At 68.7% G+C, this 22,518-nt stretch carries 16 protein-coding genes and 3 rRNA genes; 17 read left to right on the plus strand and 2 right to left on the minus strand.

Going from position 1 to position 22,518, the window contains the following annotated elements; genetic code table 11:
* The first annotated feature begins 36 nt into the window (after nt 1-36).
* The 4 genes from B5P21_RS06980 to B5P21_RS06990 are packed head-to-tail and all read left to right on the plus strand — an operon-like array spanning nt 37 to nt 3,520.
* Complete coding sequence (locus tag B5P21_RS06980; protein WP_045528433.1) at nt 37-1,278, plus strand: argininosuccinate synthase; 1,242 nt, start codon at nt 37-39, stop codon at nt 1,276-1,278.
* 4 nt (nt 1,279-1,282) lie between these two features.
* Entirely contained in the window at nt 1,283-2,764 is a 1,482-nt protein-coding gene (gene argH, locus B5P21_RS06985) for an argininosuccinate lyase (RefSeq protein WP_045528431.1), read from the plus strand.
* The gene (locus B5P21_RS16820) at nt 2,761-2,898 is read left to right on the plus strand and encodes a hypothetical protein (protein WP_165770608.1); all 138 of its coding nucleotides are present in this window, start codon (nt 2,761-2,763) and stop codon (nt 2,896-2,898) included. The genes argH and B5P21_RS16820 overlap by 4 nt, the downstream gene beginning before the upstream one ends.
* Before the next feature lie 7 nt (nt 2,899-2,905).
* Nucleotides 2,906-3,520, plus strand: coding sequence for a DNA-3-methyladenine glycosylase (locus B5P21_RS06990; RefSeq protein WP_045528429.1), 615 nt, complete (start codon nt 2,906-2,908; stop codon nt 3,518-3,520).
* Nucleotides 3,521-3,538: 18 nt separating this feature from the next.
* On the opposite strand, the gene B5P21_RS06995 is transcribed toward B5P21_RS06990, so the two are convergent.
* Nucleotides 3,539-4,138 carry a hypothetical protein gene (locus tag B5P21_RS06995; RefSeq protein ID WP_094170968.1) on the minus strand — a complete coding sequence of 200 codons (600 nt, stop codon included), beginning with the start codon at nt 4,136-4,138 and terminating at the stop codon, nt 3,539-3,541.
* Nucleotides 4,135-4,812, minus strand: a complete 678-nt coding sequence (locus B5P21_RS07000) for a hypothetical protein (protein WP_045528426.1) — start codon at nt 4,810-4,812, stop codon at nt 4,135-4,137. Before B5P21_RS07000 ends, B5P21_RS06995 begins: the two co-directional genes overlap by 4 nt.
* A 166-nt stretch (nt 4,813-4,978) precedes the next feature.
* Here B5P21_RS07000 and tyrS point away from each other — a divergent pair, with 166 nt between their 5' ends.
* From tyrS to xerD, 13 genes are all read left to right on the plus strand, one after another.
* Nucleotides 4,979-6,307, plus strand: coding sequence for a tyrosine--tRNA ligase (tyrS, locus tag B5P21_RS07005; RefSeq protein WP_045528424.1), 1,329 nt, complete (start codon nt 4,979-4,981; stop codon nt 6,305-6,307).
* Between the two features lie 558 nt (nt 6,308-6,865).
* Nucleotides 6,866-8,386: ribosomal RNA gene (locus B5P21_RS07010) — 16S ribosomal RNA — on the plus strand.
* A 428-nt stretch (nt 8,387-8,814) separates the two neighbouring features.
* A 23S ribosomal RNA gene (locus B5P21_RS07015) occupies nt 8,815-11,933 on the plus strand.
* A 116-nt stretch (nt 11,934-12,049) separates the two neighbouring features.
* Nucleotides 12,050-12,166 (plus strand): 5S ribosomal RNA (gene rrf / locus B5P21_RS07020).
* Together the 16S, 23S and 5S rRNA genes form the textbook arrangement of a ribosomal RNA operon.
* Nucleotides 12,167-13,314: 1,148 nt before the next feature.
* Nucleotides 13,315-14,274: a tetratricopeptide repeat protein gene (locus B5P21_RS07025; protein WP_052663213.1), complete on the plus strand. Its 960-nt coding sequence runs from the start codon at nt 13,315-13,317 to the stop codon at nt 14,272-14,274.
* Nucleotides 14,264-15,304 (plus strand): HAD-IIA family hydrolase, encoded by a 1,041-nt coding sequence (locus tag B5P21_RS07030; RefSeq protein WP_045530383.1) that lies wholly within the window; start codon nt 14,264-14,266, stop codon nt 15,302-15,304. The genes B5P21_RS07025 and B5P21_RS07030 overlap by 11 nt, the downstream gene beginning before the upstream one ends.
* A gap of 9 nt (nt 15,305-15,313) precedes the next feature.
* Nucleotides 15,314-15,496, plus strand: coding sequence for a hypothetical protein (locus B5P21_RS07035; RefSeq protein WP_086520258.1), 183 nt, complete (start codon nt 15,314-15,316; stop codon nt 15,494-15,496).
* On the plus strand, nt 15,489-16,349 hold the full coding sequence (locus tag B5P21_RS07040) for a TlyA family RNA methyltransferase (protein WP_080939316.1): 861 nt from the start codon (nt 15,489-15,491) through the stop codon (nt 16,347-16,349). Before B5P21_RS07035 ends, B5P21_RS07040 begins: the two co-directional genes overlap by 8 nt.
* 5 nt (nt 16,350-16,354) lie before the next feature.
* Nucleotides 16,355-17,272, plus strand: coding sequence for an NAD kinase (locus B5P21_RS07045; protein WP_373455979.1), 918 nt, complete (start codon nt 16,355-16,357; stop codon nt 17,270-17,272).
* Entirely contained in the window at nt 17,265-18,980 is a 1,716-nt protein-coding gene (gene recN, locus B5P21_RS07050) for a DNA repair protein RecN (protein WP_045528421.1), read from the plus strand. The genes B5P21_RS07045 and recN overlap by 8 nt, the downstream gene beginning before the upstream one ends.
* Nucleotides 18,981-19,053: 73 nt before the next feature.
* A complete protein-coding gene (pyrG, locus tag B5P21_RS07055) occupies nt 19,054-20,796 on the plus strand; it encodes a CTP synthase (RefSeq protein WP_045528420.1) in 1,743 nt (580 codons plus the stop codon).
* Nucleotides 20,793-21,494: an NUDIX domain-containing protein gene (locus B5P21_RS07060; RefSeq protein ID WP_094170970.1), complete on the plus strand. Its 702-nt coding sequence runs from the start codon at nt 20,793-20,795 to the stop codon at nt 21,492-21,494. The genes pyrG and B5P21_RS07060 overlap by 4 nt, the downstream gene beginning before the upstream one ends.
* Nucleotides 21,491-22,477, plus strand: a complete 987-nt coding sequence (gene xerD, locus B5P21_RS07065; RefSeq protein ID WP_045528418.1) for a site-specific tyrosine recombinase XerD — start codon at nt 21,491-21,493, stop codon at nt 22,475-22,477. The genes B5P21_RS07060 and xerD overlap by 4 nt, the downstream gene beginning before the upstream one ends.
* The last annotated feature ends 41 nt before the right edge of the window (nt 22,478-22,518 follow it).

Here is a 22,518-nt window from a genome sequence, read left to right on the forward strand (position 1 = left end):
TTCCCGAGACACCTCAGCAACGAAACGGAGAACGGCATGGCCGAACGCGTGGTACTGGCATATTCCGGCGGACTCGACACCTCGGTCGGCATCGGCTGGCTCAAGGACGCGACCGGCAAGGAGGTCGTCGCCCTCGCCGTCGACGTCGGCCAGGGCGGCGAGGACATGGAGGTCATCCGGCAGCGCGCGCTCGACTGCGGCGCGGTCGAGGCCGTGGTGGTGGATGCGAAGGACGAGTTCGCGGACGACTACATCGTCCCCGCGCTCAAGGCCAACGCCCTCTACCAGAAGCGCTACCCGCTGGTCTCGGGCCTCAGCCGCCCGCTGATCGCCAAGCACCTCGCGCGCGTCGCCCACGAGCTCGGCGCGAACAGCGTCGCGCACGGCTGCACCGGCAAGGGCAACGACCAGGTGCGCTTCGAGGCCGCCGTCGCCGCGCTCGCGCCCGACCTCACCTCCATCGCGCCCGTCCGCGACCTGGCGCTCACCCGCGACAAGGCCATCGTCTACGCGAACGAGCACGACCTGCCCATCGAGCAGAGCAAGAAGAGCCCGTACTCGATCGACAAGAACGTCTGGGGCCGCGCGGTCGAGACCGGCTTCCTCGAGGACCCGTGGAACGGCCCCGTCGAGGACCTCTACGAGTACACGCAGGACCCCGACGTGCTCCGCGACCCGACCGAGGTCACCATCACGTTCGAGGCCGGCGTCCCCGTGGCCATCGACGGCGTGCGCTACTCGCCGCTCCGCATCGTCCAGGAGCTCAACGCCGCCGCCGGTGCGCACGGCATCGGCCGCATCGACGTCGTCGAGGACCGCCTGGTCGGCATCAAGAGCCGCGAGGTCTACGAGGCCCCCGCCGCGATGACCCTCATCGAGGCGCACGAGGAGCTCGAGGCCCTCACCATCGAGCGCGACCTCGGCCGCTACAAGCGCGGCGTCGAGAAGGACTGGGCGAACCTCGTCTACGACGGCCTCTGGTTCTCCGGCCTCAAGCGCTCGCTCGACGCGTTCATCGAGGACTCGCAGCGCCACGTCTCCGGCGACATCCGCATGACGCTCCGCGGCGGACGCGCGGTCGTCACCGGCCGCCGCAGCGAGACGAGCCTGTACGACTTCGACCTGGCCACCTACGACACGGGCGACACGTTCGACCAGTCGCTCTCCAAGGGCTTCATCGAGCTGTGGTCGCTGCCGAGCAAGATCTCGGCGCGCCGCGACCTCGCGGTCGAGCAGGCCGCGCTGGCGGCCGACGACGCCGCGCCCGCCGCGGAGTAGCCGCATGACCGAGAGCACGGATCCGTCCTCCCGGGCGAGCGAGGCGGGCGCCCTCTGGGGCGGCCGCTTCGCCGGCGGCCCGTCGCCGGAGCTCGTGGCGCTCAGCCGCTCGACGCACTTCGACTGGCAGCTGGCGCCGTACGACATCGCCGGATCCCGGGCGCACGCCCGTGCCCTCGCGTCCGCGGGCTACCTGTCCGACGCCGAGCGGCAGGCCATGCTGCAGGCGCTCGACACCCTGGAGGAGCGCGTGCGTTCCGGCGCGCTGGTCGCGTCCGAGGCCGACGAGGACGTGCACGGCGCGCTCGAGCGCGGGCTCATGGACATCGCGGGCACCGAGCTCGGCGGCAAGCTCCGCGCGGGCCGCAGCCGCAACGACCAGATCGCCACGCTCGTCCGCATGTACCTGCGCGACCACGCCGCGACGATCCACGCGATGCTCGTGCAGCTCGTCGACGCCCTGGCGGCGCAGGCGGAGGCGGCGGGCGGCGCGATCATGCCGGGCCGCACGCACCTGCAGCACGCGCAGCCCGTGCTCCTCGCGCACCACCTGCTCGCGCACTGCTGGCCGCTGGTCCGCGACCTCGAGCGCCTCGCCGACTGGGACGCGCGCGCGGACGTCTCGCCCTACGGATCCGGCGCGCTCGCGGGCTCGACCCTCGGCCTCGACGCCGGCGCGGTCGCCCGCGACCTGGGCTTCGCGCGCAGCTCCGAGAACTCCATCGACGGCACGGCGGCGCGCGACGTCGTGGCCGAGTTCGCGTTCGTGCTCGCCCAGGTCGGCATCGACCTGTCGCGGCTGAGCGAGGAGATCATCCTCTGGAACACGCGCGAGTTCGGGTTCGTCACCCTGAGCGACTCGTACTCGACCGGGTCGTCGATCATGCCGCAGAAGAAGAACCCGGACATCGCCGAGCTCGCGCGCGGCAAGTCGGGCCGCCTCATCGGCAACCTGTCCGGCCTGCTCGCGACCCTCAAGGGGCTCCCGCTCGCGTACAACCGCGACCTGCAGGAGGACAAGGAGCCGGTCTTCGACTCGGTGCAGACCCTCGAGGTCCTCCTGCCGGCGTTCACCGGCATGATCGCGACCCTCCGCTTCGACACCGAGCGCATGGCCGAGCTCGCGCCGCAGGGCTTCTCGCTCGCGACCGACGTGGCCGAGTGGCTCGTCAAGCACCGCGTGGCCTTCCGCGACGCGCACGAGATCACGGGCGAGCTCGTGAAGGCCGCCGAGTCCCGGGGCGTCGGCCTCGAGGATCTCAGCGATGACGAGCTGCAGGCCGTCTCGCCGCACCTGGTGCCGGAGGTCCGCGAGGTCCTGAGCATCGAGGGATCCGTGGCCAGCCGTGACGGCGTGGGCGGCACCGCCCGCATCCGGGTCGACGAGCAGCGCGCCGAGCTGGTGCGCCGCGTGGCCGAGCTGCGGGCGCGAGCCGATGCCGCGGCCGAGCGCCGAGCGGCGGCTTCCGGCGAGGCGACCGCGTGACGCTCACGAACGGCCGTCGTCCCGAGCGGCCCGAGCCCCGGCACCGCTGGCTCCTGCCGCTCGTCATCGGGGTGGCCGTCGCCGTCCTGGTGTTCGTGGTGGTCGTCGCGAGCCTCAACGGCGAGCTGATCTGATCCCCGCGTGATCGACGCGGCCTTCTTCGCGCGCGACGCGGTCGAGGTGGCGCCCGCCCTCCTCGGCGCGATCCTGTCGCGCGACTCCGAGGAGGGCCGCGTCTCCGTGCGGCTCACCGAGGTGGAGGCGTACCGCGGGGTGGGCGAGGATCCCGGATCGCACGCATTCCGCGGGAAGCGCGCGCGCAACGCGACGATGTTCGGCCCGCCCGCCCGTCTCTACGCGTACTTCACGTACGGCATGCACACGTGCGCGAACATCGTCTGCGGCCCCGAGGGGACGAGCGGGGGAGTCCTGCTGCGCGCGGGCGAGGTGATCGAGGGCGCCCACCTCGCGCGGAGCCGCCGGGGTGCCGCCGTCCGCGATCGCGACCTGGCCCGCGGCCCGGCGCGCCTCAGCGTCGCGCTCGGCATCCCGCTCTCCGACGACGGCGCGGCGCTCGACGCGGCGCCCTACGGTCTCGTCCTGCCGGACGCGCCGCTCGCGCTGCCGGCATCGGGTCCGCGCGTCGGCGTGTCCGGCCCGGGCGGATCCGGCGAGCTCTTCCCCTGGCGGTTCTGGGCGCCCGGCGACCCCACGGTCTCGCCGTATCGCGCGCACGTCGCCCGCGTCCGCCGCTGAGGGGCGCCACCCTGCCGGCTAGCGGGCGACGAGCACGACCGCCGCGCACGTCGCGGCCCACAGCCAGCTCACGAGGGTGCCGATGATGAAGCGCTCGCGCGCCTCCGCCGCCTCGCCGAGCTCGGAGAACCGGCCGACGCCCTTGATGGCGATCACCACGGCGAGCGCCTCGGGGTAGCCCGCGAGGAGCACGGCCACGACGGCCAGCCGCTCGAGCATGCCGATCGTCGCGCCGCCGCGCAGCACCTCACGGGTCGGTCGACGGATCGCGGAGGGGTCGTCCTCGTGCCCGCGCGGTGGGACGAGGATCCCGCCGTACGCGCCGGGCGGCACCGAGCCACGGGTAGCGAGCGCGAGCACGACGGTGGACGCCGACCCTCCGCCCAGCACCGCGAGCACGACGGCGACGAGCCCGAGGTACCCGACCACCAGCGGTGAGGCGAGGCCCTCGAGCGCGAGGCCGAGCACCACCGCGGCGCCGAGGGCGGCGGCGCTCCCCGCTACCGTTCCCGTGCCCGGCGAGCGCACGGCCAGCAGCGCGAGCACGAGGCTCGCGGTGGCGAGCACGCAGAGGACGACCCAGGCCGCGACCTCGGCGGGCGAGCCCGCGGTGATCACGAGTCGTGCCCGTCCCGCGTCGCGGCGGGTTCCCCGGCTGCCGTCGCTCCCGCGTCGAGGTGCGCCAGCAGCGCCGCCAGCCCGGGGATGGCGGCGCGTTCGGCCCGCCACCCGCTCGTGCGGAGCCGCGTGCTCACGGCCTGCGGCGTGATCCCGAGCTCGGCCGCCACGGCGCGCTGCGTCCCGCCGCCCTCCATGCGGTCGACGACGTCCCAGCCCGGCGGGGTGCGGCGGTCCCGGGCGAGCAGCAGCAGGGTGAGGAGCGCCTCGACCTCCGCGGCCCCCGGAAGCGTCGGGGCGGGATCGTCGTCGGCGCGCGCGGTCGGCGGATCCGTCGCGAGCGCGAACCGGGTCGCGCTGCGCTTCGCCGCGGTGACGGCGTCGCGGGCGGCGATGAACGCCGGCCCCGTCGCCTCGCGCGTCGCTCGGGGGAGCGGGGTCCGCACCGACCCGATGCCGAGCCCGACGCTCCAGTGCCCGGCGCGCGTGAGCAGCAGCACCATGTCGAGCGCCGTGGCCGCGTCGGCGACGAGCGCCTGCACCTCGTCGCCGGACGTGCGGTCCACCGGGAGCACCAGGCGGCCCTCGTAGCGGGCCGCGAGGTCGTCGCGTCCGCTCCCGGCGCGGTCGATGTCGTGCCGGCTGGCCTTCTGGTCGGCGGTGATGACGAACATGCACGCTCCTCAAGTCTCTGAGCTTGATGATCGCACATCAACGCCATGCACTTGAATCGGTGCGATCAATCCCACCGCTGTGAGGCGCTCGCCCGACGGTGCACACCAGCATGACGGGGACCCCCGACCCCGACCCGCGGCCGCCGCCGCGTCCCCCGCCCCGGCGATGCCGCGCTGGTACCGTGATCAGGTGACGAACGCCGATCCCGAACGCTTCTCCGCCCAGCGCAACGACCCGTCCTTCGAGGACGTGTGGGAGGAGATCGTCTGGCGTGGGTACGTGCACGTCTCCACGGACCAGGATGCGCTGAAGGAGCTGCTGTCCGGTCCCCCCATCACCTACTACTGCGGATTCGACCCCACCGCGCCGAGCCTGCACCTCGGCAACCTCGTGCAGCTGCTCCTCATGCGGCGGATCCAGCTGGCCGGGCACCGGCCGCTCGGCCTCGTGGGCGGCTCGACGGGCCTCATCGGCGATCCCCGGCCCACGGCCGAGCGCACCCTCAACGCCCCCGAGGTCGTGGCGGAGTGGGTGGGCCGCATACAGGCGCAGGTGTCGGGCTTGCTCAGCCCCGAGGGCGACAACGCGGTGCGCATCGTCAACAACCTGGACTGGACGGCGCCCCTGAGCGCCATCGACTTCCTGCGTGAGGTGGGCAAGCACTTCCGGGTGGGGACCATGCTCAAGAAGGACGCGGTGAGCGCGCGCCTCAACTCCGACGAGGGCATCAGCTACACGGAGTTCAGCTACCAGATCCTGCAGGGCCTCGACTTCCGGGAGCTGCACCGCGCCTACGGGTGCGTGCTGCAGACGGGCGGCAGCGACCAGTGGGGCAACCTCACCAGCGGCATCGACCTGATCCGGCGCAGCGAGCGGGCCACGGCGCACGCCATCGGCACGCCCCTCATCACCAACTCGGACGGCACGAAGTTCGGCAAGAGCGAGGGCAACGCGGTGTGGCTGGACCCCGAGCTCACGAGCCCCTACGCCTTCTACCAGTTCTGGCTCAACACCGAGGACGCGGACGTGATCCAGCGCCTCCGGCTCTTCACGTTCCTGGACCGGGCGCGCATCGAGGAGCTCGGACGCGCCGTGGAGTCCGAGCCCTTCCGTCGCGAGGCCCAGCGCGCGCTGGCGTGGGAGGTGACGACGCTGGTGCACGGCGTCGCGGCGACGGAGTCCGCGATCGTCGCGGCCCAGGCGCTCTTCGGCCAGGGCGAGCTGAGCGCGCTCGACGAGCCGACCCTCCGCGCTGCGCTGGATGAGCTGCCGTCCGCCGAGATCGCCGTCGGCACCACCGTGATCCAGGCCCTGATCGACACGGGTCTGGTCTCGAGCGCGGGGGAGGCCCGGCGCGCGATCACCCAGGGCGGGGTGTACGTGAACAACGTCGCCGTGGGCGATGCGGCCGCCGTCGTGGACGATCTCCTGCACGGCCGTTTCGCCGTGATCCGGCGGGGCAAGAAGACCCTCGCGGGCGTCACGGTCGCCTGAATCCGGCGCTCACCGGGCCTTTGTGCGGGAGCCTGTCGCGACACGCCCGGGATGCGGGTTGTTTTGCGGGGGTGGGGTGGTCCGCGTAATGTCTCCTCTTGTCGCCGGAACGGGCGGGAAGCTGAAAGGCTTCCGGAGCTGTTCTGGCGGGTGATGATCCTGGTGAAACAGAAGTTGCCGCGGCCTTGAGGGTTGCGTGTTTACCATCAACTGAGCTAGGGTCTGATTCTGCTTTCGACGTGAGTGCTGGGCCTTGTGGTCTGGATCACTCCCACGGGGAGCGGTGGAGTGTGAGCTCCGATGGCTGGCTGTGATGGTCGGTGTCGGGAGCGTCCGTTCCTTGAGAACTCAACAGCGTGCACAATGTCAAATGCCAAATACCCGTTGCGGGTGTCCTTCGGATGCTCGTTTCGGATTCCTTTGGAATACATTTAAACAAACAAGCAAGTCAGTAATGATTTGTTCTGTCGGTTTCAAACTTGCTGGTTCGTGTTCGATTCCCGTTCACGTCTGGCTTTAGATGTGCCGACTGCTTTCGGGTGGTCGTGCGTTTAAGCATTTATGGAGAGTTTGATCCTGGCTCAGGACGAACGCTGGCGGCGTGCTTAACACATGCAAGTCGAACGGTGATGTCAGAGCTTGCTCTGGCGGATCAGTGGCGAACGGGTGAGTAACACGTGAGTAACCTGCCCCCGACTCTGGGATAACTGCTAGAAATGGTAGCTAATACCGGATATGACGATTGGCCGCATGGTCTGGTCGTGGAAAGAATTTCGGTTGGGGATGGACTCGCGGCCTATCAGGTTGTTGGTGAGGTAATGGCTCACCAAGCCTACGACGGGTAGCCGGCCTGAGAGGGTGACCGGCCACACTGGGACTGAGACACGGCCCAGACTCCTACGGGAGGCAGCAGTGGGGAATATTGCACAATGGGCGCAAGCCTGATGCAGCAACGCCGCGTGAGGGATGACGGCCTTCGGGTTGTAAACCTCTTTTAGTAGGGAAGAAGCGAAAGTGACGGTACCTGCAGAAAAAGCACCGGCTAACTACGTGCCAGCAGCCGCGGTAATACGTAGGGTGCAAGCGTTGTCCGGAATTATTGGGCGTAAAGAGCTCGTAGGCGGTTTGTCGCGTCTGCTGTGAAATCCCGAGGCTCAACCTCGGGTCTGCAGTGGGTACGGGCAGACTAGAGTGCGGTAGGGGAGATTGGAATTCCTGGTGTAGCGGTGGAATGCGCAGATATCAGGAGGAACACCGATGGCGAAGGCAGATCTCTGGGCCGTAACTGACGCTGAGGAGCGAAAGCATGGGGAGCGAACAGGATTAGATACCCTGGTAGTCCATGCCGTAAACGTTGGGAACTAGATGTGGGGACCATTCCACGGTCTCCGTGTCGCAGCTAACGCATTAAGTTCCCCGCCTGGGGAGTACGGCCGCAAGGCTAAAACTCAAAGGAATTGACGGGGGCCCGCACAAGCGGCGGAGCATGCGGATTAATTCGATGCAACGCGAAGAACCTTACCAAGGCTTGACATATACCGGAAACATGCAGAGATGTGTGCCCCGCAAGGTCGGTATACAGGTGGTGCATGGTTGTCGTCAGCTCGTGTCGTGAGATGTTGGGTTAAGTCCCGCAACGAGCGCAACCCTCGTTCTATGTTGCCAGCACGTAATGGTGGGAACTCATAGGAGACTGCCGGGGTCAACTCGGAGGAAGGTGGGGATGACGTCAAATCATCATGCCCCTTATGTCTTGGGCTTCACGCATGCTACAATGGCCGGTACAAAGGGCTGCGATACCGTAAGGTGGAGCGAATCCCAAAAAGCCGGTCTCAGTTCGGATTGAGGTCTGCAACTCGACCTCATGAAGTCGGAGTCGCTAGTAATCGCAGATCAGCAACGCTGCGGTGAATACGTTCCCGGGCCTTGTACACACCGCCCGTCAAGTCATGAAAGTCGGTAACACCCGAAGCCAGTGGCCTAACCGCAAGGGAGGAGCTGTCGAAGGTGGGATCGGTGATTAGGACTAAGTCGTAACAAGGTAGCCGTACCGGAAGGTGCGGCTGGATCACCTCCTTTCTAAGGAGCATGTGCACCTCTCCTCTGTATACAGGGAGATCACGGGTGCCAAGTCACGCGTCAGGCGTATGTCCTGGTGGTGGCGCTCATGGGTGGAACATTGATATTGATGCCGGCTGATGTGTCGGGCTGCTAGTACGCCTCCTTGTGGGGTGGGAACGTGGTCTGGTGTGTCGAGGGCATGTTGCACGCTGTTGGGTCCTGAGGGACCGGGCCGCATCTTTCGGGGTGTGTCTGGTTTCTTGTCGGGCCCTTTCCGTCGTCCCGGAGTGGATGGTGGTGGGGTACCGCCCGTATATTGAGAACTACACAGTGGACGCGAGCATCTTAGATTCACCGGGTTTCCGGTGGATCACAAAGATCTATTTATAGATCATTGGTCAATTCTGTCTCCTCTAGGGGAGGCGAAACGAATCAATCTCATGTGATTTCAAGATTCTAAGAGCAAACGGTGGATGCCTTGGCATCTGGAGCCGAAGAAGGACGTATAAATCTGCGATAAGCCTCGGGGAGCTGATAATAGAGCTGTGATCCGAGGATCTCCGAATGGGGAAACCCCGCCAGGCCCTTTGGGTGACCTGGTGACTCCCGCCTGAATATATAGGGCGGGTTGAGGGAACGTGGGGAAGTGAAACATCTCAGTACCCACAGGAAGAGAAAGCAAAAGCGATTCCGTTAGTAGTGGCGAGCGAAACCGGAAGAGGCCAAACCGATCATGTGTGATATCCGGTAGGAGTTGCATGGTCGGGGTTGCGGGACTTTCCGTACAGTTCTACCGAGCTGTGAGGGCAATGAGCGCGATATAGACGAATGGTCTTGAAAGGCCAGTCATAGAGGGTGCGAACCCCGTAGTCGAAATGTCGTCGCCTGTCCGGAGAGTATCCCAAGTAGCACGGGCCCGAGAAATCCCGTGTGAATCTGTCAGGACCACCTGATAAGCCTAAATACTCCCAGATGACCGATAGCGGACAAGTACCGTGAGGGAAAGGTGAAAAGTACCCCGGGAGGGGAGTGAAATAGTACCTGAAACCGTTTGCTTACAAACCGTTGGAGCACCCTTGTTGGTGTGACAGCGTGCCTTTTGAAGAATGAGCCTGCGAGTTAGTGATATGTGGCGAGGTTAACCCGTGAGGGGCAGCCGTAGCGAAAGCGAGTCTTAATAGGGCGTATGAGTCGCATGTTCTAGACCCGAAGCGAAGTGATCTATCCATGGCCAGGTTGAAGCGACGGTAAGACGTCGTGGAGGACCGAACCCACTTCAGTTGAAAATGGAGGGGATGAGCTGTGGATAGGGGTGAAAGGCCAATCAAACTTCGTGATAGCTGGTTCTCTCCGAAATGCATTTAGGTGCAGCGTTGCGTGTTTCTTGCCGGAGGTAGAGCTACTGGATGGACGATGGGCCCCAAAAGGTTACTGACTTCAGCCAAACTCCGAATGCCGGTAAGTGAGAGCGCAGCAGTGAGACGGTGGGGGATAAGCTTCATCGTCGAGAGGGAAACAACCCAGACCACCATCTAAGGTCCCTAAGCGCGTGCTAAGTGGGAAAGGATGTGGAGTTGCATAGACAACCAGGAGGTTGGCTTAGAAGCAGCCACCCTTGAAAGAGTGCGTAATAGCTCACTGGTCAAGTGATTCCGCGCCGACAATGTAACGGGGCTCAAGCACGCCACCGAAGTTGTGGCATTTATATTATAGGCAGGCCTTCGTGGTCCAGCCGTATGGATGGGTAGGAGAGCGTCGTGTGGCCAGCGAAGCGGCGGTGTGAACCAGCCGTGGAGGCCACACGAGTGAGAATGCAGGCATGAGTAGCGAAAGACGGGTGAGAAACCCGTCCTCCGAAAGACCAAGGGTTCCAGGGCCAGGCTAATCCGCCCTGGGTAAGTCGGGACCTAAGGCGAGGCCGACAGGCGTAGTCGATGGACAACGGGTTGATATTCCCGTACCGATGAAGAACCGCCCAAGACAATCCAGTCATGCTAAGTGTCTGAATCCTTGATTCGATCCCTTCGGGGTGACGGTCTTGGCCTAGCACACGACCCTACGCTGGGGCGTTTAGCGTATTAACAGGTGTGACGCAGGAAGGTAGCTGAGCCGGGTGATGGTTGTCCCGGTCTAAGGATGTAGGGCAGAAGATAGGCAAATCCGTCTTCTATTAAGCCTGAGACCCGATGGGTAGTCCTCACGGACGAAATCAGTGATCCTATGCTGCCGAGAAAAGCATCGACGCGAGGTTCCAATCGCCCGTACCCCAAACCGACTCAGGTGGTCAGGTAGAGAATACTAAGGAGATCGAGAGAATCGTGGTTAAGGAACTCGGCAAAATGCCCCCGTAACTTCGGGAGAAGGGGGGCCTGAGGCGTGTAGGGATTTACTCCTGAAGCGTTTGAAGGCCGCAGAGACCAGTGGGAAGCGACTGTTTACTAAAAACACAGGTCCGTGCTAAGTCGCAAGACGATGTATACGGACTGACGCCTGCCCGGTGCTGGAAGGTTAAGAGGAACGGTTAGCACGCAAGTGCGAAGCTGAGAATTTAAGCCCCAGTAAACGGCGGTGGTAACTATAACCATCCTAAGGTAGCGAAATTCCTTGTCGGGTAAGTTCCGACCTGCACGAATGGCGTAACGACTTCCCAGCTGTCTCAACCGCGAACTCGGCGAAATTGCACTACGAGTAAAGATGCTCGTTACGCGCAGCAGGACGGAAAGACCCCGTGACCTTTACTACAGCTTGGTATTGGTGTTCGGTGTGGCTTGTGTAGGATAGGTGGGAGACCGTGAAGCTCGGACGCTAGTTCGGGTGGAGTCATTGTTGAAATACCACTCTGGTCACTCTGGATATCTAACTTCGAACCGTAATCCGGTTCAGGGACAGTGCCTGGTGGGTAGTTTAACTGGGGCGGTTGCCTCCTAAAGAGTAACGGAGGCGCCCAAAGGTTCCCTCAACCTGGTTGGTAATCAGGTGTCGAGTGTAAGTGCACAAGGGAGCTTGACTGTGAGACTGACAAGTCGAGCAGGGACGAAAGTCGGGACTAGTGATCCGGCAGTGGCTTGTGGAAGCGCTGTCGCTCAACGGATAAAAGGTACCTCGGGGATAACAGGCTGATCTTGCCCAAGAGTCCATATCGACGGCATGGTTTGGCACCTCGATGTCGGCTCGTCGCATCCTGGGGCTGGAGTAGGTCCCAAGGGTTGGGCTGTTCGCCCATTAAAGCGGTACGCGAGCTGGGTTTAGAACGTCGTGAGACAGTTCGGTCCCTATCCGCTGCGCGCGTAGGAAATTTGAGAAGATCTATCCCTAGTACGAGAGGACCGGGATGGACGAACCTCTGGTGTGTCAGTTGTTCCGCCAGGAGCACCGCTGATTAGCTACGTTCGGAACGGATAACCGCTGAAAGCATCTAAGCGGGAAGCCGGCTTCGAGATGAGATTTCCATCCCTTTCAGGGTGAAGGCTCCCGGCTAGACTACCGGGTTGATAGGCAGGATGTGGAAGCGAGGACTAAAGACTCGTGGAGCTGACCTGTACTAATAAGCCGATATCTTGAAAAAACTTTGCTTGCGTCCACTATGTGGTTCCCGATATACGGTCGGGTATCAATTGAACAACCAGCTTGACTGGTCGATTCATCACAGATTTCATGCTCTTCGGGGTGTGTGTGAGGTGTTTCGGCGGCCATAGCGAGAGGGAAACGCCCGGTTACATTCCGAACCCGGAAGCTAAGACTCTCAGCGCCGATGGTACTGCAGGGGGGACCCTGTGGGAGAGTAGGACACCGCCGGACTTAACTTGAGATTGATCGGGGAGGCCCGTCGCACATCGTGCGGCGGGCCTTTTCGCGTTAACCGGCGAAGCGCCGTCACCGTCTGCGCATGGCGCCGACCGGCGTCGTTGTGGCCGCGCCGGGCATCCGTGTCGCGACCTCGCTCGCCGCCCGTGAGCGCTCGCGCGACGCGGGCTCTGGATGCGACCCGCGAGCTCGGGACGAACGTCGCACGGAGGGGGACGGCTCGGATCCCGTGGTCACGGCACGTCGTGAACGTCCTGGGGCCTGGGCATCTCGGACGTCCCCGCGATCTGCGTCCGCGCGCGGTCGCGGTGCCACCGGTTAGCCTGGTACCTGACTTCCGCAGCACCCACAACACCACAGACATCATCAGGCCGTCAGGCCGTCAGGCCGACAGGAGCACAGTGAGCGACTCATCCGATCGAGACAGCCGGCCCGAGGGCCAGGACCGCGGATCGTCGCACTCGCCGCGCGACCGGGATGGTGCGAAGCCGCCGTACGAGCGCGGGTCCTCCGGGGCTCCTCGCGGCCCGCGCGACGGCGGCCGTGCATCGGGTGCTCGTGGCGCCGGCGGTGAGCGGTCCGCGCGTGATGGCGAGCGCAAGCCGTGGTCGCGTGATGGCGGTCCGGGCGCGGCTCGTCCGTCGCGGGACGGGGAGCGCAAGCCATGGTCGAAGGACGGTGGCGGGGCTGCTCGTCCGCAGCGTGATGGGGAGCGCAAGCCGTGGTCGCGTGATGGCGCTTCGGGTGCCGCCCGTCCCTCGCGTGATGGTGAGCGCAAGCCGTGGTCCCGCGACGGCGGCGCCGGTGTGGCGCGTCCCGCTCGGGACGGGGAGCGCAAGCCGTGGTCGAAGGACGGTGGCGGCGCTTCGCGTCCGCAGCGTGATGGCGAGCGGAAGCCCTGGTCGCGTGATGGCGGTTCGGGCGCGGCGCGTCCGGCCCGTGACGGCGAGCGCAAGCCGTGGTCGAAGGACGGGGGTCGCGATTCAGGGGGCCGGGATGCCGGTCGAGGCGGTGCGCGGCCCCCGCGGGACGGCGACAAGCTCTGGACCCGAGACGGTCGACCTGCGCGGAACGACCGCGACGCGCCCCGCTACGAGGAGGCCCTGACCGAGGAGCAGCTGCGCGCGCGTGAGCTGCGCTCCGTGCGTCCCCGTCACGAGGATCCCGAGATCCCCGAGGACGTCAAGCCGGGCGATCTCGACCGCGTCGCCCGCAACGAGCTGAAGACGCTGAGCAAGGACAACGCCGAGGGCGTCGCCCAGCACCTGGTGATGGCGGCCCGTCTGATCGAGGAGGACCCGGAGCTCGCGCACCGGCACGCCACGTCAGCGGCACGCCGTGCGGGTCGCATCGCCGTGGTCCGCGAGTCCCTCGCCATCACGGCCTACGCCGTCGGCGACTACGCCCTCGCGCTGCGGGAGCTGCGGACCTACCGGCGCATCTCCGGGAAGAACGACCAGCTCGCCCTCATGGTCGACAGTGAGCGGGGCCAGGGGCGCCCGGACAAGGCGCTGGAGCTGGGGCGCTCCGTGCCGAAGGAGACGCTGCCGGCAGCGGAGCAGGTCGCGCTCGCGATCGCGATGTCCGGCGCCCGGCTCGACCTGGGGCAGACGGACGCGGCCCTCGACGAGCTGTCCATCGCGCAGCTGAACCGGGATGTCGCGTACTCGTACAGCGCCGACCTGTTCCACGCCTACGCGGAGGTGCTCGAGGAGCTCGGCCGCTCCGAGGAGGCGGAGGCCTGGCGCCAGCGCGCCGACGCGGCCGAGGCGGCGTTCGCGGATCCGGACGAGGGTTGGGACGACATGGTCGAGGTCGTCGAGGAGGAGCTGGACGTCGCGGACCGCGGGGACGACGAGTCCCCAGACCACGACGATCCCGACGTGCCGAGCGACGACGAGGATGGCGCGGCGGAGCCCGCGGCCCCCGTCTCCGAGGATCCCGGCGCGGACGGCGCGCCGATCCCGCCGAGCGAGGACGGGGACAGCGCGGACATCGCGATCGACGTCGACGACGAGCTCGAGGCTGACGGACGCGGTGGCGCGGACGACGCGGAAGCGGATGCGGTCGACGGCGGGGAGGCGGACCGCGATGTTCGCTAGGGCGGCCAAGGGGAGCGCCCCGCTGGACGGCGTCGACGTGATCCTCGCGGATCTCGACGGCGTCGTGTACGCGGGGCCCGACAGCATCCCGCACGCCGTCGACGCGCTGAACCGCGCGGCCGGCGACGGGATCCGTCTGGGCTACATCACCAACAACGCGTCGCGCACCGACGCGTCCGTGGCCGAGCACCTGAGCTCGCTCGGGCTGACGGTCGCGCCCGAGGACGTCGTGACGTCGCCGCAGGCCGCGCTGCGCCTGCTCGCGGACCGCGTGCCCGCGGGATCCACCGTGCTCGTCGTCGGCGGTGAGGGCCTCGTGCACGAACTCGAGAAGGCCGGCTACGTCGTCACGCGCTCGACCGAGGACGAGCCGGCGGCGGTCGTGCAGGGCTTCGCGCCGGAGGTGGGCTGGACCCAGCTCGCCGAGGCCGCGTTCGCGCTGGCCGACCCGGACGTGGTGTGGGTCGCGACCAACACCGACTGGACCATCCCCGTCGCCCGCGGCATCGCGCCCGGCAACGGGACGCTCGTCTCCGCCGTGCACACGGCGGTCGGGCGGCTGCCCGTCGTCGCGGGGAAGCCGGAGACGCCGATCTTCGACGTGGCCCGCGAGCGCTTCGGCGCTCAGCGGCCCGTGTTTCTCGGCGACCGGCTCGACACCGACATCCTCGGGGCGACGCGCGCCGGCATGGCGTCCGTGCACGTGCTCACCGGGATCGACCGGGCGAAGCAGCTCCTCGCGGCGGAGGAGGACCAGCGGCCGACCTTCATCCTCGAGCACCTCGGGCAGCTGCACGAGCCGTATCCCGAGACGCGGTTCTCGCAGGAGGGCCGCGTCGCCACGGTCGGCAAGTCGTCCGTGCGCATCGCGGGCGACCGCGTCGAGGTCGTGAAGGACGGCGGATCCACGATCGACACGCTGCGCGCCGCCTGCGCCGTCATCTGGAACTCGGGCCGGCCGATCTACGGGCTGGACGTCGAGGAGTCCCTCTACGTCGCGGCCGGTGCCGCCGGCGCGGGCCGGGCATAGCGTGACGGCGTGAGCGACGAGCCCGAGGATCGCGAGGACCGCGACGACCGCGACGTCGCCGAGGAGCTGGTCTCCCGGCTGCAGCTGATCGAGGAGCAGCCGCTCGGCGACCGCGCCGCCGCCTTCGCTCTGCTGCACGACGAGCTGCGGACGCGGCTCGAGGGCGGAGACGGGGCCGCGACGCGTGGCTGACGCCGGCGGCGGATCCGACGCCGCGCCCGGTGAGGCGCTCGGCGGCGACCTGCGGCTCGACGCCGCCCTGCCCGCACTCGGCCTCGCGCGCTCCCGCACGCACGCCGCCCGGCTGATCGCTGACGGCCTCGTCACGGTCGACGGGCGCGGGGTCGTCAAGGCGTCGTTCCGTGTCGTGCCGGGATCCGTCGTCGAGGTCGCCGGGACCGACGCCTACGTGAGCCGCGGCGCCCACAAGCTCATCGGGGCGCTCGACGCCTTCTCGGATGTCGAGGTCGCCGGGCGCCTGGCGCTCGACGTCGGCGCGTCCACCGGCGGCTTCACGCAGGTGCTGCTCGAGCGGGGCGCCCGGCGCGTCGTGGCGCTCGACGTGGGTCACGGGCAGCTGGATCCGCTCATCCGCGAGGACCCGCGGGTCGACGTCGTCGAGGGATTCAACGTGCGCGACCTGACGCCGGAGTCGCTCGCCGGCGTGACGCCCGACGAGCTCGCGGGGGAGCGGCCCGCGCTCGTGGTCGGCGACCTCTCCTTCATCTCGCTGGGCCTCGTGCTGCCCGCCATCGCGCGCACCGTCGCGGACGGGGCGGACGTCGTGCTGTTGATCAAGCCGCAGTTCGAGGTGGGCCGCACGGGGATCCGCGAGGGCATCGTGCACGACCCGGGCCTTCGCGACGACGCCGTGATGCGCGTGCTCTGGGCCGCGTGGGACCTCGGGCTCGGCACGGCCGGCCTCGTCCCCTCCCCGATCGTCGGCGGGGCCGGGAACCACGAGTACCTCGCCTGGTTCAGCGGTCGCGCGGGCGGCAATCCGACACAATGGAGATCGACGTCGAACGAGATCACAGGAGCGTGAGCGAAGTGGCTGGACCCGCGAGGCACATCCTGGTCGTGTCCCACACGGGACGGCGCGACTCCATCGACGCGGCGCTCAGCGTGTGCGCGCAGCTGGCCGAGGCGGACGTGCACCTGGTGCTCACGGCCGACGAGAAGGCCGACATCCTGCCCTTCGCGCCCGAGATGCAGGGCGTGGCCGTGCTGGGGGAGGACGTGCAGACGGCGGACCTCGAGATCGTCATCGTCCTCGGCGGCGACGGCACGATCCTGCGCTCGGCCGAGATCGTTCGCGGCACGTCGGTGCCGCTGCTCGGCGTGAACCTCGGGCACGTGGGCTTCCTGGCCGAGAGCGAGCGGGAGGACCTCACGGCCACGGTGCGCCGCGTGCTCGACCGCGACTACACCGTCGAGGAGCGCATGACGCTCGACGTCACGCTCAAGGTCGACGCCGACATCGTCTACCGCACCTGGGCGCTCAACGAGGCGACCGTCGAGAAGGCGAGCCGCGAGCGCATGCTCGAGGTGGTGGTCGAGATCGACGGGCGGCCGCTCGCGTCCTACGGCTGCGACGGCATGGTCGTCTCGACGCCCACGGGATCCACCGCGTACGCGTTCTCGGCCGGCGGCCCCATCGTGTGGCCGAGCCTCGAGGCCATGCTCGTGGTGCCGCTCAGCCCGCACACGCTCTTCGCCCGCTCGCTCGTCGTGGGCCCGGAGTCCACGGTCGCCGTCGAGGTGCTCCGCCGCACGTCCGGATCCGGCGTGCTCTGGTGCGACGGACGCCGCACGCGCGACATGCCGCCCGGCGCGCGCGTCGAGACCCGCCGGTCGGCCATCCCCGTGCGCCTCGCGCGCCTCAAGCAGTCGCCGTTCACCGACCGCCTCGTGAACAAGTTCGAGCTGCCGGTCACCGGCTGGAGGGGGCCGGTCGATCGTGATTGAGGAGATCACCATCCGCGACCTCGGGGTGATCGGCCAGGCCACGCTGCCGCTCGGGCCCGGCTTCACGGCCGTCACCGGCGAGACCGGCGCGGGCAAGACCATGGTCGTCACCGCACTCGGGCTGCTGCTCGGCGCGCGCGCCGACTCGGGCGCCGTGCGGCAGGGGAGCGAGCGCGCGGTCGTCGAGGGGCGCTGGATCATCGCGGCCGACGGCCCCGTGCCCGAGCGGGTGCGCGACGCCGGGGGAGACGTGGACCCGTTCGGCGACGGCACGCGCGGCGAGCTCATCGTCACGCGCCAGCTCTCGTCCGAGGGCCGCAGCCGCGCGTCGGTCGGCGGCCGCGGTGCGCCGGCGGCGCTGCTCACGGAGATCGGCGAGCAGCTCGTCGTGGTGCACGGGCAGTCCGACCAGATGCGGCTGCGGTCGTCCACCGCGCAGCGGCAGGCCCTCGACCGGTTCGCCGGATCCGCGCTCGCGCCCGTCCTCGGCGAGTACCAGGAGGTGTTCCGCCGCTGGCAGTCCGCCCGCGCCGAGCTCGACCGCCTCGTCACCGAGCAGGACGCCCGCACGCGCGAGGCCGAGGAGCTGCGCGCGGCCATCGACGCGATCGAGGCCGTCGCGCCCCAGCCCGGCGAGGACGAGGAGCTGCGCGAGCGCATCGACCGCCTCACGAACCTCGAGGACCTGCGCGCCGCCGCGTCGGCCGCCCACGAGCTCATGTCGTCCGAGGACGCGTCCGGCGAGATGGCCGACGCCGCGTCCGTGCTCGACACCGCGCACCGCCGCCTCGACCGGGTCGCCGCGCACGATCCGGGCCTCGCGGAGATCATCGAGTCGCTCGACAGCGCGCGGATCCTCGTGGCCGAGATCGCCGTCCAGCTCTCCGGCTACCTCGCGGGGCTCGACGCGGACGGCGCCCGCGAGCTCGAGACGCTGCAGGACCGCCGCGCCGAGCTCGCCGCCCTCACGCGCGCGCACGGCCCCACGGTCGAGGACGCGCTCGCGTTCCTCGACACCGGCAGCGCGCGGCTGCTGGAGCTCGACGGCGACACCGACCGGATCGACCTGCTGCGCGTCGAGGTGGAGCGCGACGAGCGGCTCGTCGGCGAGCTGGCCGCGCGCGTCACGGCGGTCCGCGAGGAGGCCGGAGCGCGGCTCGCCGCGGCCGTCACGACCGAGCTCGGCGCCCTGGCCATGGCCGACGCGTCGCTCGACGTGCGGGTGTCCCCGCGGGAGGAGCCCGCGCTGTCGGGCGCCGACCGGGTCGAGATCCTGCTGCGCCCGCATGCCGGCGCCGAGGCGCGCCCGCTCGGGCGCGGGGCGTCCGGCGGCGAGCTGTCGCGCGTGATGCTCGCCATCGAGGTCGTGGTGGCCGGCGACGACCCCGTGCCCACCTTCGTGTTCGACGAGGTCGACGCGGGCGTCGGCGGCGCGGCGGCGATCGAGATCGGACGCCGGCTGGCCCGGCTCGCCGAGCGCGCCCAGGTCATCGTGGTCACGCACCTCGCGCAGGTCGCCGCGTTCTCGACCAACCACCTGCGCGTCGTCAAGGGCGGCGACGGGCAGGTCACCGCGTCGAGCGTCACGCAGCTCGAGGGCGACGCGCGGATCCAGGAGATGGCGCGCCTGCTCTCCGGCCTGCCCGACAGCGAGAGCGGCCTGGCGCACGCGCGCGAGCTCGTCGAGACCGCGGCCTCGCTGCGCTGAGCCGACGACCCGCGGCCGGCGCGGCGCGGCGTGGCTGTCGCGACGCCCCGATTCCCACGTAGGATGGAAGCCCGTGGCGGACATCATCTCAGCGGACACAGACCCGAGCTCTACGGACAGCAGCACCAGCACGACAGGCACGGCGAAGACGACCAGGCACATCTTCGTGACCGGCGGCGTCGTCTCCTCCCTCGGCAAGGGCCTCACGGCGGCCAGCCTCGGCAACCTCCTCACGGCGCGCGGCGTGCGCGTCGTCATGCAGAAGCTCGATCCCTACCTCAACGTGGATCCGGGCACCATGAACCCCTTCCAGCACGGCGAGGTCTTCGTGACCGACGACGGCGCGGAGACCGACCTCGACATCGGGCACTACGAGCGCTTCCTCGACATCGAGCTGGACCAGGCGGCGAACGTGACCACCGGCCAGATCTACTCGGAGGTCATCGCCAAGGAGCGCCGCGGCGAGTACCTCGGCGACACCGTGCAGGTCATCCCGCACATCACCGACGAGATCAAGCGCCGCATGCGCCTGCAGTCCTCGGACGAGCCGCAGCCCGACGTGATCATCACCGAGATCGGCGGCACGGTCGGCGACATCGAGAGCCAGCCGTTCATCGAGGCCGCGCGCCAGGTGCGCCACGAGCTCGGCCGGAACAACGTCTTCTTCGTGCACGTCTCGCTCGTGCCGTACATGGGCGCGTCGGGGGAGCAGAAGACCAAGCCCACGCAGCACTCGGTGGCGGCCCTGCGCTCCATCGGGATACAGCCGGACGCGCTCGTGCTCCGCAGCGACCGGCCCGTCTCCGACTCGAACAAGAAGAAGATCGCGCTCATGTGCGACGTGGACGAGCAGGCGGTCGTGAACGCGGTCGACGTGCCGAGCATCTACGACATCCCCGAGATGCTGCACGGGCAGGGCCTCGACAGCTACATCATCGACCACCTCGGGCTGCCGGCCGCGGACGCCGTGGACTGGTCCGGCTGGTCCGACCTGCTCGACGCCGTGCACGACCCCAAGCACGAGGTCACGGTGGGCCTCGTCGGCAAGTACATCGACCTGCCCGACGCGTACCTCTCGGTCACCGAGGCGCTGCGGGCCGGCGGGTTCGCCCACTCGGCGCGCGTGAAGCTGCGCTGGGTCGCGTCCGACGAGTGCGAGACGCCCGAGGGCGCCGCGAAGAAGCTGGGCGACCTCGACGCGCTGTGCGTGCCGGGCGGGTTCGGGATCCGCGGCATCGAGGGCAAGCTCGGCGCGCTGAAGTTCGCGCGCGACAACATGATCCCGGTGCTCGGCCTCTGCCTCGGCCTCCAGTGCATGGTGATCGAGTACGCGCGCAACGAGGCGGACCTCCCGGGCGCCTCCTCCAGCGAGTTCGACCCGGACAGCGCGTTCCCCGTCGTCGCGACGATGGCCGAGCAGGTCGACATCATCGCGGGCGGCGACCTGGGCGGCACCATGCGCCTCGGCCTGTACGAGGCGGCGCTCGCGCCCGGCTCGCTCGCGGCCGAGCTGTACGGCGCGCCCGTCTCGCACGAGCGCCACCGCCACCGCTACGAGGTCAACAACCAGTACCGCGAGCGGATCCAGGACGCCGGACTCGTGTTCTCGGGCACCTCGCCCGACGGCACGCTCGTCGAGTACGTGGAGCTGCCCCGCGAGGTGCACCCGTTCTACATCGGGACGCAGGCGCACCCGGAGCTCCGGTCACGCCCGAACCGCGCGCACCCGCTGTTCGCCGGCCTGATCCGCGCCGCGCTCGACCGCCAGGCGGCCAGCACGCTGTTCGTCGAGGACGACGCCGAGGCGGTCGCGTGACCGACGCGGCCACCGGATCCCCGGCGGGCGGGCTGCACGACGACCCGGTCACGTACGACATCACGTCGAGCGAGACCGTGTTCGCGGGCAAGATCTGGGACGTGAAGCGGGAGACGTTCCGGTACGGCGACGGCGAGATCACGCGCGAGTTCGTCGACCACACGGGCGCCGTCGCGGTGCTCGCGATCGACGACGAGGACCGCGTGCTCCTCATCAAGCAGTACCGGCACCCCGTGCGCATGCGCGAGTGGGAGATCCCGGCCGGGCTCCTCGACATCACGGGCGAGCCGCCGCTCGAGGCCGTGCAGCGCGAGCTCGCCGAGGAGGCCGACCTGGTCGCCGCCGAGTGGAGCGTGCTCGCGGAGTACTACACGACGCCCGGCGGCAGCGACGAGGCGATCCGCGTGTACCTCGCGCGCGGGCTGACCCCCACGGCGGAGGCGTTCGCGCGCACCGACGAGGAGGCCGACATCGAGGTGCGCTGGGTGGACCTCGACGAGGTCGTCACCGCGGTGCTCGAGCGGCGGATCCAGAACCCGTCGACCGTGATCGCGGTGCTGCAGGCGCACGTCGCCCGGTCGCGCGGCTGGGCGACGCTGGGGCCCGCGGACGCCCCGTGGCCGCGCCACCCGAAGCTGCGCGACGGCGACGGCGACGGCGACCGCGGCCGCGACGGCGGGGGCGCGTCCGCCTCGTGACCGACGCGGCCGACGGACTCGGGGGAGCGGCGCCCGACGCCGCCCCCGAGGTCCCGGTCGCGCTGCGGCGCGCCGTCGACCGCTGGCTCCGGCACGTCGAGGTGGAGCGCGGCCTCTCCCGCAACACCATCCAGGCGTACCGCCGCGACCTCGCGCGCTACGCGGCGCACCTCGCGGCCGAGGGCGTCGTGGATCCGGCCGGCGCCCGCCCCGCGCACATCGCCGGCTTCGCGCAGCGCGTCCGCGACCCCGAGCACGGCGGCCTCGCGGCGTCGTCGCTCGCGCGCATGCTCTCCAGCGTCCGGAGCTTCCACCGGTTCCTCGTGGAGGAGGGCATCGTCGACGTCGACGTGTCCGCCGAGCAGAAGCCGCCCAAGCTGCCGAGCCGCCTCCCGAAGGCCGTCTCCATCGAGACGATGGGGCGGATCCTCGACGCGACCGACGGCGACGAGCCGCTCCGCGTGCGCGACAAGGCCCTGCTCGAGCTGCTGTACGCGACGGGCGCGCGCGTGAGCGAGATCACGGCGCTCACGGTCGACGACGTGCTGGGGCCCGACGGCGCCGCGGCCGAGATCGTGCGCGTGCTCGGCAAGGGCGGCAAGCAGCGGATCGTGCCCGTGGGATCCTTCGCTCGGCGCGCCGTGGACGCCTACCTCGTGCGCGTCCGCCCGGTCCTCGCGGCCCGCGGCACCGCGACGCCCGCGCTGTTCCTGGGCCTGCGCGGCCACGCTCTCTCCCGGCAGAACGCGTGGCTCGTGATCAAGGCGGCCGCCGAGCGCGCCGGCGTCACGGAGGAGATCTCGCCGCACACCTTCCGGCACTCGTTCGCGACGCACCTCATCGCGGGCGGCGCCGACGTGCGCGTGGTGCAGGAGCTGCTCGGCCACTCGTCGGTGGCGACCACGCAGATCTACACGCGCGTGACCGTCGACACCCTGCGCGACGTCTACACGACCGCGCACCCGCGTGCCCGCCGGGCGTGAGCGACCCTCCCCGGTACACTCGCAGGATCCGGCGGGATCCC

The organism is Clavibacter michiganensis subsp. insidiosus, from assembly GCF_002240565.1.
GTDB lineage: Bacteria > Actinomycetota > Actinomycetes > Actinomycetales > Microbacteriaceae > Clavibacter > Clavibacter insidiosus.

Bases quoted from the DNA above. Each gene is read 5' to 3' on its own strand.
- B5P21_RS06980 (WP_045528433.1), top strand. From the start codon at position 37: ATGGCCGAACGCGTGGTACTGGCATATTCCGGCGGACTCGACACCTCG.
- argH (WP_045528431.1), top strand. From the start codon at position 1,283: ATGACCGAGAGCACGGATCCGTCCTCCCGGGCGAGCGAGGCGGGCGCC.
- B5P21_RS07000 (WP_045528426.1), bottom strand. From the start codon at position 4,812: ATGTTCGTCATCACCGCCGACCAGAAGGCCAGCCGGCACGACATCGAC.
- tyrS (WP_045528424.1), top strand. From the start codon at position 4,979: ATGCCGCGCTGGTACCGTGATCAGGTGACGAACGCCGATCCCGAACGC.
- B5P21_RS07030 (WP_045530383.1), top strand. From the start codon at position 14,264: ATGTTCGCTAGGGCGGCCAAGGGGAGCGCCCCGCTGGACGGCGTCGAC.